This window comes from Aminobacter sp. MDW-2 (genome assembly GCF_014250155.1).
Taxonomy (GTDB): domain Bacteria; phylum Pseudomonadota; class Alphaproteobacteria; order Rhizobiales; family Rhizobiaceae; genus Aminobacter; species Aminobacter ciceronei.
The window spans coordinates 4713990-4731005 of record NZ_CP060197.1 but is presented as its reverse complement, the minus strand read 5'-3'; the positions used below and the strand labels follow the sequence as shown (position 1 = coordinate 4731005).

Below are 17016 nucleotides of genomic sequence, written 5' to 3'. Positions count from 1 at the left end.
AAAGTAGAGCAGGATAGATGGCAGTCGGCAAGAAGACTGGTGGACGCTCGAAAGGCACTCCAGGCAAGGCCATGGCTCGCCGAGAAAAGGAAATCGCCAAGGGTGGCGATACACCTCTCGACTACATGCTGAAGGTGATGCGAAACCCGAAGGCAGACGCTACCAGGCGCGACGACATGGCCAGGGCAGCAGCGCCTTATGTGCATCCCAAGCTCGCAGTCGTGCAGCACACAGGCCGCAATGGCGGCCCGATCCAGACAGTCGACCTGGCGAAACTGAGTGGTGATGAACTCGATCACCTCGAAAGCATCTTCGGCCCGCTTGCCGGACCCGGCGACGATGATGCGCCAGATCAGGCAAGAGGGCGCGGCGAGCTGCTGAGGCTGAGCGGGTAGCTCGCGATGCTGAGCGCATCAGGGCGCGGTGCCAGACGCTGTTCGCCTATGTCATCCAGCTTGCGGGCAATGCCCTTATCGGGTGGCTACGACTATTGCCAGGCGCCGATCGAGATGCGGTCAGGTTATCAGTTGACCGGCGCGGGAGCTGGAATACCTCCCCAGAACGTGCCGGTCGACATGGCCCCCTAAAGGATGTCATCGGCGAGGCGGCGACTCCATTCCGGCGCTCCCGACGAGCATTCCGCTCGAAGCCGAAACCAACAAAAAAGCCGGGCGTGAGCCCGGCTTTTTCGTGTGTGCTGATCTCTGGAGATCAGAACTTCATACCGACGCCGAACTGGATGCGGTGATCCTTGTTCGAGATCTCGGTGTTGCCTGCGCCCAGCGCGAAGGTGTCGGTGCCGAGGTCGGTGTAGCGGTACTCGACGCGGCCGAAGACCTGCTCGGTGAGCTTGACGTCGGTGCCGACGCCGGCGGTCCAGCCGAGCATGGTGTTCTTGTCTTCGATGCCGCCCTGCGTTGCCTTGACCTGTGCGCCAGCACCACCGGCGGTGGCATAGAGCAGGATGTCAGGGGTCACGACATAGCCGAGACGGGCGCGCAGCGAGCCTTCGAAGCCGTTCTTGACCGAGGTGCCGGCATTGTCGCCTTCGACGCCGCTGTAGCCGAGGTCGCCTTCGGCGCCGAGGACGAAGTTGTCCATCTGGTAGTTGTAACCGGCGAACGCACCGCCGAGGAAGCCGCTGGTGCTGATCTTGTTGCCGGCAGCGTCGGCTTCACCGCTGAAGCCGTAGCCGAGCGTCACACCGGCATAGGGGCCGGACCAGGTGTTGAGCGGGGGCTGTTCCATCGGCGCGGCAGGTGCCGGCGGCTCTTCCATGACGACGTCGGCAGCGAACGAAGGCATCGAAGCCAGCGCGACCAGGCCGAACGCCGCAGCGAGCGGACGAGCGTGCTTGAGAATGGCAGTCATTGTTTTACTCCTTAAGCCAACGATACACTGGCTCTTTTTCAACTGGCGCCCCTAGCCCGTCCGGGGGGAGAAACGGGCTGGGCGCCGAACGGTTCCGAATGTCGGGTCGAAATGCGGCTGAACCGAACCTGAAGTTGGGTGATTGCCCGGCGCAAATGAGGCTGAAGCGTGACGTTGCATCGCTGCAACAGCCGTGTCAGGAGCTTTGCCAGTCCTCTGCCTGAAGCCGCTTGGTACAAGGCGTTGGCCGTTCTATATCTCGCATGCAAGCCTGCTTCGCGGGCATGATTTGAGGCGGTATCCCGGGCATTCGCCACATTGCCGCCGGATCGATGAACGGCTTTTTACAGAGGTTACCAAGGGGTAGCCGAAAGCTGCCCGCGCGGAAGCTGGCAGACAGCATAAGAGGACTGGGATGGCTGAGATGGCGGGCAATGTGCTGGTGACGGGTGGGGCCAAGCGCATCGGCCGCGCCATCGTCGAAGACCTTGCCGCGCATGGCTTCGGCGTCGCCATCCATTGCAACCACGCGCGTAAGGCCGCCGACGATCTCGCCGCCACTATCAATGCTGGCGGCGGCCGCGCCGCCGTCGTGCAATGCGACCTCGCCGACATGGCCGATGTCGACGGGCTTGTCGCCGATGCCGCGGCAGCGCTCGGCCCGATCTCGCTTCTGGTCAACAATGCCTCGGTGTTCGAGGTCGATTCGGTGACCGATTTCGACTGGGAGGTGTGGGACAGGCATTTCGCCCTGCATGTGAAGACGCCGGCGCTGCTGGCCAAGAACTTCGCCGCCGCTTTGCCCGAGGGGACGGACGGCCTGATCGTCAACATGATCGACCAGCGCGTGCTCAAGCCGACACCGCATTATTTCTCCTATTCGCTGTCGAAGGCGGCGATGTGGGCGGCGACCAGGACGATGGCGCAGGCGCTGGCGCCCAGGATTCGCGTCAATGCCATCGGCCCCGGCCCGACGCTGCCGAGCGCGCGCCAGGATGCGGCAGCCTTCGCCGCCCAGCTCGACGGGCTGATCCTCAAGCACGGTCCCGCCCTCGGCGAGTTCGGCGCCACCATCCGCTATCTCTGGCAGTCGCGCTCGATAACCGGCCAGATGATCGCGCTGGACGGCGGCCAGCATCTTGCCTGGCAGACGCCTGACGTGACAGGCATGGTGGAATGAGTCCACGTCATTCCGATACCGGCACAAGCCTCCGCAAGGGCGGCAAGGCTGCCGAAGACATGCCCGAAGCCGAGCTCGATGACGACGAGGCGGCGGAAGAGATCGTCGCAGCCTCCGGTCCGGACCTGCCTTTCACCGCCATAGACTGGACCGCGCATGCCGGCGATGCCGACGGCATGGTCGGCGCCGAGGTAATCCAGACGCTGGTCAAGCGGCTGCCCAATGCGCCCGGCGTCTACCGCATGATGAATGCCGCGGGCGACGTGCTCTATGTCGGCAAGGCGCGCAGCCTGAAGAAGCGCGTCACCAACTACGCGCAGGGGCGCTTCCACACCAACCGCATCGGCAAGATGGTGCGCGAGACGGCGACGATGGAGTTCGTCGTCACCCGCACCGAGATCGAGGCGCTGCTGCTCGAAGCAAACCTGATCAAGCGCCTGAGGCCACGCTTCAACGTCCTGATGCGCGACGACAAGTCGTTTCCCTACATCATGCTGACCAGCGACCACACGGCGCCCGGCATCTACAAGCATCGCGGCGCGCGCTCGCGCAAGGGCGGCGACTATTTCGGCCCGTTCGCCTCGGCCCAGGCGGTCGGCCGCACCATCAACTCGCTGCAGCGCGCCTTCCTGTTGCGCAGCTGCACCGACAGCTTCTTCGACAACCGCACGCGGCCGTGCCTGCTGTTCCAGATCAAGCGCTGCGCCGGACCCTGCACCGGCGAGATTTCGCGCGAGGGCTATGACGAGCTGGTGCAGGAGGCCAAGGACTTCCTCTCCGGCCGCAGCCAGAAGGTGAAGACGGAGATTTCCGGCCAGATGCAGCAGGCGGCCGAAGATCTCGATTTCGAGCGCGCCGCCATCTATCGCGACCGCCTGGCAGCACTTTCGCATGTCCAGAGCCACCAGGGCATCAACCCGCAGACCATCGACGAGGCCGACGTCTTTGCCATCCACCAGGAAGGCGGCCAGACCGGCATCCAGGTGTTCTTCTTCCGCACCGGCCAGAACTGGGGCAACCGCGCCTATTTCCCCAAGGCCGACCCGTCGCTGGAGGCGGCCGAGGTGCTCGGCTCGTTCCTGGCCCAGTTCTATGACGACAAGCCGTCGCCGCGGGCGATCCTTCTGTCGCATGCCGTCGAGGAGCAGGAACTGCTGGCCGAGGCGCTGTCGACCCGCGCCGGCCACAAGGTGGCGATCTCGGTGCCGCAGCGCGGCGAAAAGAAGGACATCGTCGACCATGCCGTGCAGAACGCCCGCGAGGCGCTCGGCCGCCGGCTGGCGGAAACCTCGACCCAGGCACGGCTGCTCGAAGGTTTTGCCCAGACCTTCGGGCTGGACAAGCCGCCGGTGCGCATCGAGGTCTACGACAACTCGCACATCATGGGCACCAATGCCGTCGGCGGCATGGTGGTCGCCGGCCCCGAAGGCTTCGTCAAGAACCAGTACCGCAAGTTCAACATCCGCTCGACCGACATCACCCCCGGCGACGATTTCGGCATGATGCGCGAGGTGATGACGCGGCGCTTTTCGCGGCTGCTCAAGGAGCATGGCGGCGACCAGCCAGGGGCGGACGAGGCCGCCATGGATCAGGATGCGGGTATCGAGGATACGGGCGCGTTTCCGGCCTGGCCCGACGTCATCCTGATCGACGGCGGCCAGGGCCAGATGACGGCGGTGCGTGCCATGCTGGCCGAGCTCGGCATCGAGGACCGCGTGGTGGCGATCGGCGTCGCCAAGGGCCAGGACCGCGAGGCCGGACGTGAGCGTTTCTTCGTCAGGGGCAAGGAGTCGTTCTCGCTGCCGGTGCGCGACCCCGTGCTCTATTTCGTCCAGCGCCTGCGCGACGAGGCGCACCGCTTCGCCATCGGTTCGCACCGGGCGCGGCGCAAGAAGGAAATGGTCAAGAACCCGCTCGACGAGATCGGCGGCATCGGCCCGAGCCGCAAGCGCGCGCTGCTGTTGGCCTTCGGCACCGCCAAGGCGGTCAGCCGGGCGGCCGTCGACGACCTGATGGCCGTCGAAGGCATCTCGGAATCCATCGCGCGCCTTGTTTACAACCATTTTCACGATAATGGGTGATCAACGGGAATTGTCGTCCGGCGCCTGCCCGGGCTATCTCTAGACAGTTGACCCCCAAGCCCGCCTTCTGATTTCACTACGGCAGACGAAAGAGCATAAGAAACCATGGCCCAGCGCGCATTCAATCTGCCCAACATGCTGACCTATGCCCGCATTCTTGCCGTGCCGATGGTCGTGCTCTGCTTCTTCCTCGAAGGCCGGCTGCAATCGTCCGACTTCGCCCGCTGGAGCGCGCTGGCGATCTTCGTCATCGCCAGCATCACCGACTATCTCGACGGCTATCTGGCCCGCGCCTGGAAGCAGACCTCCAACATCGGCCGCATGCTCGACCCGATCGCCGACAAGCTGCTTGTCGCCACCTGCCTGCTTTTGCTCGCCGCCGACACCGACAATCGCGGCGGCATCGCCGGCTGGTCGCTGTGGGCGGCGATCATCATCCTGTGCCGCGAAATCCTGGTCTCGGGCCTGCGCGAATACCTTGCCGCACTCAAGGTCAGCGTGCCGGTGACCCAGCTGGCCAAGTGGAAGACGGCGATCCAGATGGTGGCCATCGCCTTCCTGCTGGCCGGCCCGGCCGGCGACAAGATCTTTCCGCTGACCACCCAGATCGGTCTGGTGCTGCTGTGGATCGCCGCCCTCGTCACACTCTATACCGGCTATGACTATTTCCGTGCCGGCCTGAAGCACATCATGGACGAGTGAGATCATGACCAAGCTCATCTATTTCGCCTGGGTGCGCGAGCGGATCGGCAAGGCCGAGGAAGAGGTCGAGCTGCCGACCGAGGTCAAGACGGTCCGCGACCTGTTGTTGTGGCTCAAGTCGCGCGGCGAAGAGTTCGAAAGTGCTTTGCAGCATCCCGAAGTGATCCGCGTCGCGATCAACCAAGAACATGTCGATCACCGCGAAGAGATCGGCCGCGCGCGCGAGATCGCGCTGTTTCCGCCGATGACGGGCGGCTGACCCAATGAGCGTCGTGCCTGTGGTGCGCATCCAGGCCGGCGACTTCGACGTCGCCGCCGAGATCGCGCGGATATCGGCGGGCAGGGCGGATGTCGGTGCCGTCGTCACCTTCAGCGGCCTCTGCCGCGACGAAGCCGGCACGCTGGCAGCACTCGAGCTCGAACATTATCCCGGCATGGCCGAGGCCGAGATCACCCGCATCGCCCAAGAGGCTCTGGCGCGCTGGCCGCTGGCCGGCATCACCGCCATCCACCGCTTCGGCAAGATCAGGCCGGGCGAAAACATCGTGCTGGTCGTCACCGCCTCCAGGCACCGGCAGGCGGCCTTCGACGCCGCGAATTTCCTGATGGACTATCTCAAGTCGCGCGCCCCATTCTGGAAGAAGGAACACCGTGTCGACGGCAGCGAGGGCAACTGGGTCGACGCCAAGGACAGCGACGAGGCGGCTGCCGCCCGCTGGGCGAAGTCCTGAGCGATGCCGGCCGCGATGTCACGTCGCGGCCATGGAACGACCTCATTCCCTGTTATTCACTGTCGAAACGCCAGGTTGATGCCGGGCGCGCGGTCACATTCTTTGTCTCGGCAAGATTGATCGTTTTGGCAACACGAACCAGGAGGCTGCCTTGCTTGGTAAGCTCGCGGAATTCCTCATTTTCGGCATGACGCCGCTGCTGGTCGGCATGATGGCCGTCCCCACTCTGGCAACGGCTGACGAAACGCTTGTCACCGGCGAGGTGCTGTATCGCGAACGCATCGCCTTGCCTGCGAATGCGGTGCTCGAGGTGCAGCTTGCCGACGTCTCGCTGGCCGACGCGCCGGCAAAGATCCTCGGCGCGCAGAAGATCGATCCGGCAGGCCAGGTGCCGATCAGGTTCGCCATCCCCTTCGATCCCACCGCGATCAAGACCAACATGACCTACGCGCTGCAGGCGCGCATCAGCGTCGATGACCAGCTCTGGTTCATCAACGATATCAGGCATGCGCTCGATCCGCTGACGGCGGGACCGCAGACGATCCAGGTCAAGATGGTCCGCCAGTCCGGCACTGCCGAAGAGGTGACGATTTTCGACCGCGACTGGGTTGCCGAGGCGATCGACGGCGCGGCCGCCCACGACAAGGCCAGGCCGACATTGCGCATCGGCAAGGACGGCAAGGTCTCCGGTCGCGGCGGCTGCAACGGCTTCTTCGGCAGCGCCAAGGTCGACGGCGACAAGGTGGCCTTCGGCCAGATCGGCTCGACCGAGATGGCCTGCGAGCAGGCGGTGATGGACCAGGAACACAGCTTCCATCAGGCGCTGGAGCGCACTGCCAGCTTCAGGATCGTCGAGGGCAAGCTTGTGCTGGCCGACAAGGACGGCAAGGACATATTGCGTTTTGCCGCGGCAAGCTGAATCAGTTTCGCAGCTGATTGAATCGGTTTCGCCTGAAACCCCGACAAACCGTTGATAACGCAGCTGAAATCTCTGGGGCGGGGGCGGCGGCCTGTGCCATTCCAGTCAGATCATGTCGGCATGCCTGCCTTGTCAGGGTTTCGGCAATCGATGACAGGCCAGGTCGGCGAGACGTCGGCCAGAAGCCGGCATGCGCCGCATCAGCGGGTCGCCCAGTCCCGAAAGGTTTCAAGCAGCGAGCTGAGGTGGCGGGGGCCGCCGGCGCCGCGAAACACATTGTCCTCGGTCCAGCACGTCCACCAGTCGGTGTCATGGGCGTCGTTGTGCGTGATCCGGTCAAGCGTCCGTCCATCGCAATCGGTCCCCTTGAGGTCGATCTTCAACGACCAGCCCGGATTGTCGATCGTGCCGATGGAAGCACCAAAGCCATGCTCCCAATCGCCGTCGCACTGCGCATCATACCACTGTGAAAACCAATCCAGCACATCCATTCGGCCAGGCTAGCGAAACGGCAGCGGCGTGAAAAGCGGCGACCATCGCGCGCTCGATCGCCGGCAGCTTATATCAGGCGTCACCGCCTGGAACCGGGCAAAAGCCGGGGCGTGCACCCCGGCCATTTGGGTTCCGGACACGCGGGCCAAACAAAAAGCCGGGGCTCGCACCCCGGCTTTTTCGATTCTGGATCAGCGGCTTGTCAGCCGCTGTTCGCCGGCTGGATCAGCCGACGATTTCGGTGCCCGAGAACCAGTAGGCGATCTCTTCAGCGGCGGTCTCGGGGGCGTCCGAGCCGTGCACCGAGTTTTCGCCGATCGACAGCGCGTGGACCTTGCGGACGGTGCCTTCGGCAGCGTTAGCCGGGTTGGTGGCGCCCATCACTTCGCGGTTCTTGGCAATGGCGTTCTCGCCTTCGAGAACCTGCACGATCGTCGGAGCCGACGACATGAACTCGACCAGCTCGCCGAAGAAGGGGCGTTCCTTGTGCACGGCGTAGAAGCCCTCGGCCTCGCGGCGGCTCATCCAGACGCGCTTCGAAGCGACGACGCGCAGGCCGGCGTCTTCGAGCATCTTGGTGATGGCGCCGGTCAGGTTGCGGCGGGTTGCGTCCGGCTTGATCATCGAAAATGTGCGTTCGATCGCCATGTCTGGTCCTTGTGATCTCTGGGATTTGCAGTGTGGCGGGCTCTATACAGGCCGCCCGCCGCATTGCCAAGGGGCTAGGCCGCCGCAGCCACGTGGCCGGCAAGGCCGTCATGGAGCTCAAGGCAACGGCCGAACCAGGCAGCGATCGGGTCGGCCGCGTCGAGCAGCTGGTAGGGCGTGGCGATGCGGGCCCATTGCAGCGCGCCGAAGACGATGTAGTCGGCAAACAGCGGACCGTCGCCGCCGATCCACGGCTGATAGCTAAGCATGCTGCGCAGCGGTTCGAGCGACGCCCTGAAGCTCTGCAGCCCGGCATCGCGTGCCGCGCTGACCTCTTCCAGCGACTTGCCGAAACGCGCCTCGCGGCTCTCCCGGAAATAGGCGGCGTTGGCCGCGTCCTGCATGCCGTGAAGGGCGGTCAGCGCGGCAGCACCGATATAGGGATGGATGGTCAGCTGCGACCAGCGCTCGACGAAGCGGGCATGGGCCTCGCCGCCGGCGCCTTCAAACAGCGACGGCCTGTCGGGATAGGCCTGTTCAAGATAGAGCGCGATGGCAAAGGAATCGGCGACCACGACGTCGCCGTCGCGGATTACCGGGACGGTCTTCGAGGCGCCGCCTTCGACCGCGGAGACGTCGAGAAATCGCGTCGGCACGCTGCGATAGTCGAGCCCCTTATGCGCCAGCGCCATCGCCGCTTTCCAGCAATGCGGGCTGAAGGGGCGCGTCATGTCGCTGCCGACGAGGTCGTAGAGGAGAATGGTCATTGGCGGCTGTTCCTGAAGGGCTGTAGTAAGAGGACGATTTTCGAAGCACCAAGGGATCTCGGATGAAACGGCATTTCATGATGTTGGCCTGTTATAATCAATGGGCCAACGAGCGCATCTATGAGGCAGCAGCCGAACTCGACGTGGCAGACTATGAGCGCGACACCGGCGCCGTCTTCAAGTCGATGAAAGGGACGCTCAATCATCTGCTGGTCGCCGACCGTGTCTGGCTGAAGCGCTTCACCGGCGAGGGCGACGCGCCATCTCAGCTCGATGCCATCATCCATGCCGATTTCGACAGATTGCGCGCCGCGCGCCAGGCTGAGGACAGGCGCATCGTCGAGTGGATCGGCTCGCTCGGCGACAAGGCATTCACCGGGCGCTTCACCTACATGACCATCACCGACATGCGCACCATCTCGCAGCGGCTGGCGCCGGCCCTGATGCACCTTTTCAACCACCAGACGCATCATCGCGGCCAGGCGCACATGATCCTGACAGTTCTCGGGCGCCCGTCCGTAGCTCTCGATCTCATTTACTTCCAGCGCACCGAAGACGGTAGAGCATTCGCCTAAATTGCATAAAATTTTATGCTTTCAACGAACATAATCAAAAGGATTCGATCGTCTACTGCTTCATGTAACGCAATTCATGGTGAGCAGTAAAAAAGTTGATGATGTCTAGGGGGTGGGTGAAACTTATTGTCACTTGGGTTCGTTACTATGCCGGCAGCCAGTCTCAAGGCTGGGTGCTGGGATCGGCAACCACAGGGAGACTTCCATGACTGGTATATCGAAGGCAATTGCCAAGACACTGGCGGGTGGTATCGTTTTTGCGGCGCTCTGCGCGCCAGCCAGCGCCCTGGACATCGGCGACCGTAGCAAGGGCCTCGGCGTCTCTGTCGACATCGGTAACAGCAATTCAAGAGGACTTGGCGTCGATGTCGGTGCAACCGTCGGTGGTTCGGGCGGCGTCAATGCAGACGTCAACGCCGATGTCGGCGGCAGCAAGGGCCTGGCTGATGCCAAGGCCAATGCGTCGGTCGGCGGCAGCAGCGGCCTGACCGCCAATGCCAGCGCCAATGTCGGCGGCAATCAGGGCCTGGCCGGCGTCAATGCCAATGTCGGCCTCGGCGGCAACACGCTCGCCGACATCGGCGTCAACATCGGCGGACCCGGCATTGCCGGTCCCGGCGGACCCGGAGGTCCTGGTGGCCCCGGCGGACCTGGCGGCCCCGGCGGCCCGGGAATCAACCCAGGCGTCATCGGCGGCATGTCGCAAGCCCAGGTGGCTGCCTATGTGAAGCGCTGCAAGATGGTGCTGTCCAACCCGATGGCATTCGAAAGCGACCTGCGCGAACTGTGCAAGCTTTTGCGCACCGCCAGCCGCTGAACCTTTCGCCAAGACGTTACGGACGGCCCGCTCAGGCGGGCCGTCTCGATTCCGGCGGTCGGTCGGCCCGGATATCGTCATGAGCCGGTCTTTTGGCATGCCCCGGTATTTGTCATGACCCCAGTATTTGTCATGAGATGTCTGGATCATCAGATAGCTGCCTCTGGGCAGCGTGAGTTGCCTTGTCTTTGCACGTCATCTCGGCCAGACGAAGCATCTGCGACCGCGCCCGGCCAGCCGGCCTGAAGTCGCTTTCTCTGTATCGGGATAAAAAAACGTGCGTCCATTCGGCGACAAGACCGGCCAGGCCATCGTGCTGTTGCTCATTGCCGGCTCCGGCATGGTGGCGATCGCCAGGGGCATGAGCCTGACCTTCCTGGCCATCCGCCTGCAGGGCGATTTCGGCCTGAGCCCGGCCTGGATCGGCGTGCTGATCGGCACCGGGCCGTTGCTCGGCGCTGCCATAAGCCCGTTTGCCGGAACGATTTCGGATCGCATCGGCCGGCGCGTGGTGCTGGTCACCGCACTTCTGTTTGCCGGGCTCGGGCTCGTCGGCCTCGGCCTGGCGCAATCGGTCGCGGCCTTTGCGCTGGCGCATGTCGTCTCGTCGGTGTCGGCTGCGGTCTATGAGCCGGTGTCGCGGGCGCTGATGAGCGATGCGGCGCCCGAGAAACTGCGGCTCAGGATGTTTTCCTGGCGCTACCTCGTGATCAATGCCGGCTGGGCCGTCGGGCCGATGATCGGCCTGGCCATCGGCGCCAATTCGCCCTTGCCCTTCGTCATTGCCGGCATGGTGCATTTCGTCTTTGCCGCGGCGATCTTTTTCGTCGTGCCGGCGGCGCTGGCCGACCGCAGCGGACAGGCCGCGCCGCAGCAGGCACCCGGGCTGCGCCGGCTCGGCGCTGCCCTGCGCGACCGCCGGCTGCTGTTTTATGTCGGCGGCGGCACGCTGCTGATGGCGGTCTACGGCCAGTGGTCGGTGACCCTGTCGCAATATCTGACCACCAACGTTGACGACGGCATGAAGATCTTTGCCTGGCTGGTCACCACCAACGCCGCCGTGGTGGTGCTCGCCACAGCGCCGGCGCGGCTGGTGATCGAGAAGATCGGGCCGTTGCGGGCGATGGTGCTGGGCTGCCTCTTGTTCCTCGGCGGCGAGCTCGGCTTTGCCGTCTCCACCGATGCTGCCATGCTGATCGGCTTCATGGTGCTGTTCACCATCGGCGAGGTGCTTGTCGTGCCGGCCGAATATGTGCTTGTCGACAGGATCTCCAATGACGGCAACCGCGGCGCCTATTTCGGCGCCCATTCGCTGAGTTCGGTCGGCAATTTCATCGGCCCGCTGTTCGGCGGGCTGGCGCTGGGCGCCTTTGGCGGGCAGGGCATGTTCATGCTGTTTGCCATGCTGGCCGCCGGCAGCGCTGTCCTGTTTGCCATCGGCCACGCCGCGCCGCCGCCCGCCACGTCAGACGGCGCGGCGATCGATGCGACAGGCGAGATCGCAGGCGAAGCGCTGCAGCGCAGCCACAGGCCGGCCTTCGCCTGATCGCCAGGCAACGGCTCTTTCCCTCATGCGTGCGCGCTAATGGCTGCGGCGCGCTCTTGCCATATCGGTAACTCTCGGCCAAAACCGCCACGCCATGCTCATCATCAATGACCTTTCCCTCCGCATTGCCGGACGCCTTCTTCTCGACCACGCGTCGCTGACCCTGCCTGCCGGCACCAAGGCCGGCCTTGTCGGCCGCAACGGCACCGGCAAGACCACGCTGTTCAAGGCGATCACCGGCGACTTCAGCTCGGAAACCGGCAGCATCAGCCTGCCCAAGAACACGCGTATCGGCCAGGTCGCGCAGGAAGCGCCCGGCACCGAGGAGCCGCTGATCGACATCGTGCTCAAGGCCGACGTCGAGCGCTCGGCACTGCTCGCCGAGGAAAAGACCGCCACCGACCCGCACCGCATCGCCGAGATCCACATCCGCCTGGCCGACATCGACGCGCATTCGGCCGAGTCCCGCGCCGCCACCATCCTCGCCGGCCTCGGCTTCGACGACGAGGCGCAGAAGCGCCCGGCCTCGTCATTCTCCGGCGGCTGGCGCATGCGCGTGGCGCTTGCCGCCGTGCTGTTTTCCGAGCCCGATCTGCTGCTGCTCGACGAGCCGACCAACTATCTCGATCTCGAAGGCACGTTGTGGCTCGAGAACTATGTCTCGAAATATCCGCACACCGTGCTGCTGATCAGCCACGACCGCGACCTGCTCAACCGCGCCGTCAATTCGATCGTCCATCTCGACCAGAAGAAGATGACCTTCTGGCGCGGCGGCTACGACCAGTTCGAGCGCCAGATATCAGAGCAGCGCGAGCTGCAGGAAAAGGGCCGCGTCAAGCAGGAGGCGGCACGCAAGCACCTGCAGTCCTTCGTCGACCGCTTCCGCGCCAAGGCGTCGAAGGCGCGCCAGGCGCAGTCGCGCATCAAGGCGCTGGAGAAGATGAAGCCGATCGCCGCACTGATCGAAGACAATGTGCGCCCGTTCAGCTTCCCCGAGCCGGTCAAGACGGTGGCCTCGCCGATCGTCGCGCTCGACCGGGTCAGCGTCGGCTACCAGGCCGACAAGCCGATCCTCAAGAAGATGACCTTGCGCATCGACGCCGACGACCGCATCGCGCTCCTCGGCGCCAACGGCAACGGCAAGTCGACCTTCGCCAAGCTGCTCGCCGGCCGGCTCAAGGCCGAGACCGGCTCGGTGACGATCGCGCCCGGGCTCAAGGTCGCGATCTTCGCCCAGCACCAGCTCGACGATCTGAGGCCCGAGGAAAACGCCTATGAGCATGTCCGCCGGCTGATGCCGGAGGCGCCGGAATCGAAGGTGAGGGCGCGTGTCGCCCAGTTCGGCCTGCCGACAGAGAAGATGAACACCGCCGCCAAGGACCTGTCCGGTGGCGAAAAGGCGCGGCTGCTGATGGGGCTGTCGGCCTTTGACGGGCCGAACCTGTTCATCCTCGACGAGCCGACCAACCATCTCGACATCGACAGCCGCGAGGCGTTGATCATGGCGCTCAACGAGTTTCCCGGCGCCGTGATCCTGATCAGCCACGACCGCCACCTGCTGGAAGCCACCGCCGACCGGCTGTGGCTGGTCAAGGACGGCGCGGTCAACCCTTATGACGGCGACCTCGAGGACTACAAGACGCTGGTGACGGGCGTGTCGGGCGACCGGCGCAAGGAGCGCGAGGCCGACAAGGCATCGAAGGCCGACAAGCGCCGCGAGGCCGCGGCACGGCGCGCCGCCCTCGAGCCGCTGGCCAAGGAAATCCGCGCCACCGAGGCGCTGATGGACCGCATCCGCAAGCGCATCGACGGCATCGAGGACCAGCTCGCCGATCCCAGGCTCTATGAAAAGGACCCGACGACGGCGACGCAGCTGGCCAAGGAGCGTTCGCAGCTGTCGGCCCAGCTCGAAACCAACGAAGAGAAGTGGCTGACCATGTCGGCCGAATATGAAGAAGGCGTCGCCGAGTAGGGCATCTTACCCTCCCTCTTTTTGCGAAGGGTCGGACCGAAGGTCCGGGGTGGGGAGGGTCGGACCGAAGCTCCGGGGTGGGTGGCCGAGATTAGCCCCATCCCGCCTTGCCCGCTCGGCCCACGAGGGGGAGGGTCATGCAGCGGTCCGCACTGGCCCTACACGGCAAGCCGACATCAGGGTAAAAGGGCGCCATGAACCAGCACGCCAAGATCAGGATCGGCCATTCGGCCTGCCCGCATGACTGCCCCTCGACCTGCGCGCTCGAGGTCGAGCTGCTCGACGACAAGCGCATCGGGCGTGTGCATGGCGCCAAGTCCAACAGCTATACGGCAGGCGTCATCTGCGCCAAGGTCGCCCGTTATGCCGACCGCGTCCACCATCCCGACCGGCTGCTGAAGCCGCTGGTCCGCGCGGGCGCCAAGGGCGACGGCAACTGGAAGGAAGCGAGCTGGGAGGCAGCGCTCGACCTCATCGCGGAAAAATTCATCGCCGCCGAGGCGCGCTACGGCTCGGAGACCGTCTGGCCCTATTTCTACGCTGGCACGATGGGGCTGGTGCAGCGCGACGGCATCGAAAGGCTGCGCCACGCCAAGAGATATTCCGGTTTCTTCGGCTCGATCTGCACCAATCTCGCCTGGACCGGCTATGTCATGGGCACAGGCGCGCTGCGCGGCACTGATCCGCGCGAGATCGGCAAGTCGGACTGCGTCGTCATCTGGGGCACCAATGCGGTGGTCACCCAGGTCAATGTGATGACCCATGCGATCAAGGCCCGCAAGGAACGCGGCGCCAGGATCGTCGTCATCGACATCTACGAGACCGCGACGCTGAAACAGGCCGACATGGGGCTGGTGCTGAAGCCCGGCACCGACGCCGCGCTCGCCTGCGCGGTCATGCATGTGCTGTTCCGCGACGGGTTTGCCGATCGCCCCTATCTCGAAAAATACACGGACGACCCCAGGGGCCTCGAAGCGCATCTCGCCGACAAGACGCCGCAATGGGCGGCCGCCATCACAGGTCTTTCGGTCGAGGAGATCGAGGCTTTCGCCCGGCTCGTCGGCACCACCAAGAAGACCTTCTTCCGCTTGGGCTACGGCTTTTCGCGCCAGCGCAACGGCTCGGTCAACATGCATGCGGCGCTGTCGATCCCGGCGGTGACGGGCGCCTGGCAATATGAGGGCGGCGGCGCCTTCCATTCCAATTCGGGCATCTTCAAGCTCAATGGCGAGCTGCTCGAAGGCACGAAATTCCGCGACCCCAGCATCCGCTATCTCGACCATTCGCGCATCGGCCCGGTGCTGACCAATGCCGAGGACGCGCTCTATGGCGGCCCGCCTGTCACCGCGATGCTGATCCAGAACACCAATCCGGCGAATGTCGCGCCCGAGCAGCGGCTGGTGGTCAAGGGCATGCTGCGCGACGACCTGTTCACCTGTGTGCACGAGCAGTTCATGACCGATACGGCCAAGCTCGCCGACGTCGTCCTGCCGGCAACGATGTTCCTCGAGCATGACGACATCTACAAGGGCGGCGGCAACCAGCACATCACGCTGGGGCCGAAGCTGATCGACCCGCCCGAGGGGCCGCGCACCAACCACTATGTCATCGAGGAACTGGCCAAGCGGCTTGGCGTGTCCGACATGCCGGGCTTCGGCATGACCGAACGCCAGCATATCGACGTCATGCTGGAGAAGAAGGGCCTGGGCAATTTCGACAGCTTCAAGGACCAGAAATGGGCCGACATGCAGCCGGAATTCGACAGCGCGCATTTCCTCAACGGCTTCGGCCATGCCGACGGCAAGTTCCGCTTCAAGCCGCACTGGAATGGCGGTGCGGCCCCCAACAAGCCGCCGCGCAGCATGGGCATCTTCGGCCCGGTCGCGCAGCTGCCCGAATTCCCCGATCATGTCGACCTGATCGAGGTGGCCGATGCGGAGCATCCGTTCCGCCTGGCGACGTCGCCGGCGCGCAACTTCCTCAACTCGACCTTCGCCGAGACGCCGGTGTCGCGCGAGAAGGAGGGGCGGCCGGAACTGTTGATCCATTCCGAGGACGCGGCAGAACTCGGGATAGCGACAGGCGACCGGGTCGAGATCGGCAATATGCGCGGCGAGGTCGTGCTGCATGCCCGCCTGTTCGACAAGATCAGGCGCGGCGTCGTCATCGCCGAGGGCATCTGGCCGAACTCCGACCATGAGCGCGGCGAAGGCATCAACGTGCTGACCGGCGCCGACGCGCCCGCGCCTTATGGCGGCGCTGCCGTGCATGACAACAAGGTCTGGGTGAGGGCGGCGTAGGGGCCGTCCCACAGCCGTATCGAGGCCGGTTGCGCGATGGCGCGGAATTGGGCTGCTCGCTTGTCGGGGAGCAGACGCTATGTCACCCCGCCGGAGTCGGTCAGATACACCGGCTCGTGCCGCTGCTTGACCGACATCGAGAAAGCGTCTGGCAGATTGCGCCATCTTTCGCTGACGCCTTGCAGTTTACCAGTCGAGACATCGGTAACCGAACGGCGCAACATGAAAGCGGCCATTCTGCAGCCAACCGATTGCGTCCGTTCGATGATGGAGCCGAAGACGACCACAGCGGACCATGTAGGTCCCAGTCAACGGCCACACTTCGACGACGCCATGCGCAACGGCACAGGGAACGCCTGAGACCTTCTTGACCGCCTCCGCCATATCCGCAGCCATCGATGATGGCGAAGCCGGCAACCGGCAAGGCCGACGACATGAATGGGCCATCCCGCGTCTCCGGGCCCGCCGCTTCGGGATTGCGCAGCTGGGGGACGCGATCGGGACGATAACCCTGTCTTTCGGCGCAACCGACGCCAACACAGTCGCATTGGGATTTGTGCTGGCGCGTGCGCATTGGGGGCAGGGACTGGGCGGCGAGTCTATCAGGATCGAGTTCAGGCGAAGCCTTCGGCCCGCATCGCAGCACCGACGGCGGGCCGCTCGCGCATCCGCGCGCAGTTCGGCCATCGGCTCGGGAACGTGAACGCCGAAGCGCTCGGCCTGGAACAGCAGCATGACGTTACAGATAGAAGTCGGCGGCCGCGTGCTCCTCGCCGAACAGGAACGTGCCGGTGATGCCGCCGTACAACCGGGCCAGCAGACCGGCGGCGACAAGAGTGCTGAAACGGGCGACAGCATCGCGGCGAAACAGCTGGCGGCTGCCTTGAAGGAGTGATCGGGATGGCTGTCAGACCT

17 protein-coding genes are annotated in these 17016 nt (G+C 64.6%); 13 read left to right on the top strand and 4 right to left on the bottom strand.

Translation table 11 applies throughout. The features are described 5' to 3' along the window. Positions 1-17: 17 nt before the first annotated feature. Positions 18-395 carry a hypothetical protein gene (locus tag H5P29_RS23400; RefSeq protein WP_185910178.1) on the top strand — a complete coding sequence of 126 codons (378 nt, stop codon included), beginning with the start codon at positions 18-20 and terminating at the stop codon, positions 393-395. A 316-nt stretch (positions 396-711) separates the two neighbouring features. On the opposite strand, the gene H5P29_RS23395 is transcribed toward H5P29_RS23400, so the two are convergent. Beyond that, complete coding sequence (locus H5P29_RS23395; RefSeq protein ID WP_067964021.1) at positions 712-1371, bottom strand: outer membrane protein; 660 nt, start codon at positions 1369-1371, stop codon at positions 712-714. A gap of 415 nt (positions 1372-1786) precedes the next feature. Here H5P29_RS23395 and H5P29_RS23390 point away from each other — a divergent pair, with 415 nt between their 5' ends. The 6 genes from H5P29_RS23390 to H5P29_RS23365 all read left to right on the top strand — a co-directional run bounded on the left by H5P29_RS23390 (position 1787) and on the right by H5P29_RS23365 (position 6984). After that, entirely contained in the window at positions 1787-2551 is a 765-nt protein-coding gene (locus H5P29_RS23390; RefSeq protein ID WP_154385102.1) for an SDR family oxidoreductase, read from the top strand. Beyond that, a complete protein-coding gene (gene uvrC / locus H5P29_RS23385) occupies positions 2548-4632 on the top strand; it encodes an excinuclease ABC subunit UvrC (protein WP_154385103.1) in 2085 nt (694 codons plus the stop codon). The genes H5P29_RS23390 and uvrC overlap by 4 nt, the downstream gene beginning before the upstream one ends. Before the next feature lie 105 nt (positions 4633-4737). After that, a complete protein-coding gene (pgsA, locus tag H5P29_RS23380) occupies positions 4738-5334 on the top strand; it encodes a CDP-diacylglycerol--glycerol-3-phosphate 3-phosphatidyltransferase (protein WP_154385104.1) in 597 nt (198 codons plus the stop codon). A 4-nt stretch (positions 5335-5338) separates the two neighbouring features. Then, the gene (gene moaD, locus H5P29_RS23375; RefSeq protein ID WP_154385105.1) at positions 5339-5593 is read left to right on the top strand and encodes a molybdopterin converting factor subunit 1; all 255 of its coding nucleotides are present in this window, start codon (positions 5339-5341) and stop codon (positions 5591-5593) included. Positions 5594-5597: 4 nt separating this feature from the next. Continuing rightward, positions 5598-6065 (top strand): molybdenum cofactor biosynthesis protein MoaE, encoded by a 468-nt coding sequence (locus tag H5P29_RS23370; RefSeq protein WP_154385106.1) that lies wholly within the window; start codon positions 5598-5600, stop codon positions 6063-6065. Positions 6066-6216: 151 nt separating this feature from the next. Then, the gene (locus H5P29_RS23365) at positions 6217-6984 is read left to right on the top strand and encodes a YbaY family lipoprotein (protein ID WP_154385107.1); all 768 of its coding nucleotides are present in this window, start codon (positions 6217-6219) and stop codon (positions 6982-6984) included. 200 nt (positions 6985-7184) lie between these two features. On the opposite strand, the gene H5P29_RS23360 is transcribed toward H5P29_RS23365, so the two are convergent. From H5P29_RS23360 to H5P29_RS23350, 3 genes are all read right to left on the bottom strand, one after another. Further along, the gene (locus H5P29_RS23360) at positions 7185-7475 is read right to left on the bottom strand and encodes an immunity 53 family protein (protein WP_067964007.1); all 291 of its coding nucleotides are present in this window, start codon (positions 7473-7475) and stop codon (positions 7185-7187) included. A gap of 226 nt (positions 7476-7701) precedes the next feature. After that, positions 7702-8124 carry a nucleoside-diphosphate kinase gene (gene ndk, locus H5P29_RS23355; RefSeq protein WP_154385108.1) on the bottom strand — a complete coding sequence of 141 codons (423 nt, stop codon included), beginning with the start codon at positions 8122-8124 and terminating at the stop codon, positions 7702-7704. Between the two features lie 74 nt (positions 8125-8198). After that, a complete protein-coding gene (locus tag H5P29_RS23350) occupies positions 8199-8891 on the bottom strand; it encodes a glutathione S-transferase family protein (protein WP_067964003.1) in 693 nt (230 codons plus the stop codon). A 62-nt stretch (positions 8892-8953) separates the two neighbouring features. On the opposite strand from H5P29_RS23350, the gene H5P29_RS23345 reads away from it, so the two are divergent. The 6 genes from H5P29_RS23345 to H5P29_RS23320 all read left to right on the top strand — a co-directional run bounded on the left by H5P29_RS23345 (position 8954) and on the right by H5P29_RS23320 (position 16996). After that, on the top strand, positions 8954-9466 hold the full coding sequence (locus H5P29_RS23345) for a DinB family protein (protein WP_067964002.1): 513 nt from the start codon (positions 8954-8956) through the stop codon (positions 9464-9466). Between the two features lie 205 nt (positions 9467-9671). Further along, entirely contained in the window at positions 9672-10283 is a 612-nt protein-coding gene (locus H5P29_RS23340) for a hypothetical protein (protein WP_067964000.1), read from the top strand. Positions 10284-10560: 277 nt separating this feature from the next. Further along, a complete protein-coding gene (locus tag H5P29_RS23335) occupies positions 10561-11829 on the top strand; it encodes an MFS transporter (RefSeq protein ID WP_185910177.1) in 1269 nt (422 codons plus the stop codon). 94 nt (positions 11830-11923) lie between these two features. Then, positions 11924-13801 carry an ABC-F family ATP-binding cassette domain-containing protein gene (locus tag H5P29_RS23330; protein ID WP_154385110.1) on the top strand — a complete coding sequence of 626 codons (1878 nt, stop codon included), beginning with the start codon at positions 11924-11926 and terminating at the stop codon, positions 13799-13801. Between the two features lie 194 nt (positions 13802-13995). After that, positions 13996-16101, top strand: a complete 2106-nt coding sequence (locus tag H5P29_RS23325; protein WP_154385111.1) for a molybdopterin-dependent oxidoreductase — start codon at positions 13996-13998, stop codon at positions 16099-16101. A 733-nt stretch (positions 16102-16834) separates the two neighbouring features. Next, a complete protein-coding gene (locus H5P29_RS23320; protein WP_154385112.1) occupies positions 16835-16996 on the top strand; it encodes a hypothetical protein in 162 nt (53 codons plus the stop codon). Positions 16997-17016: the final 20 nt, after the last annotated feature.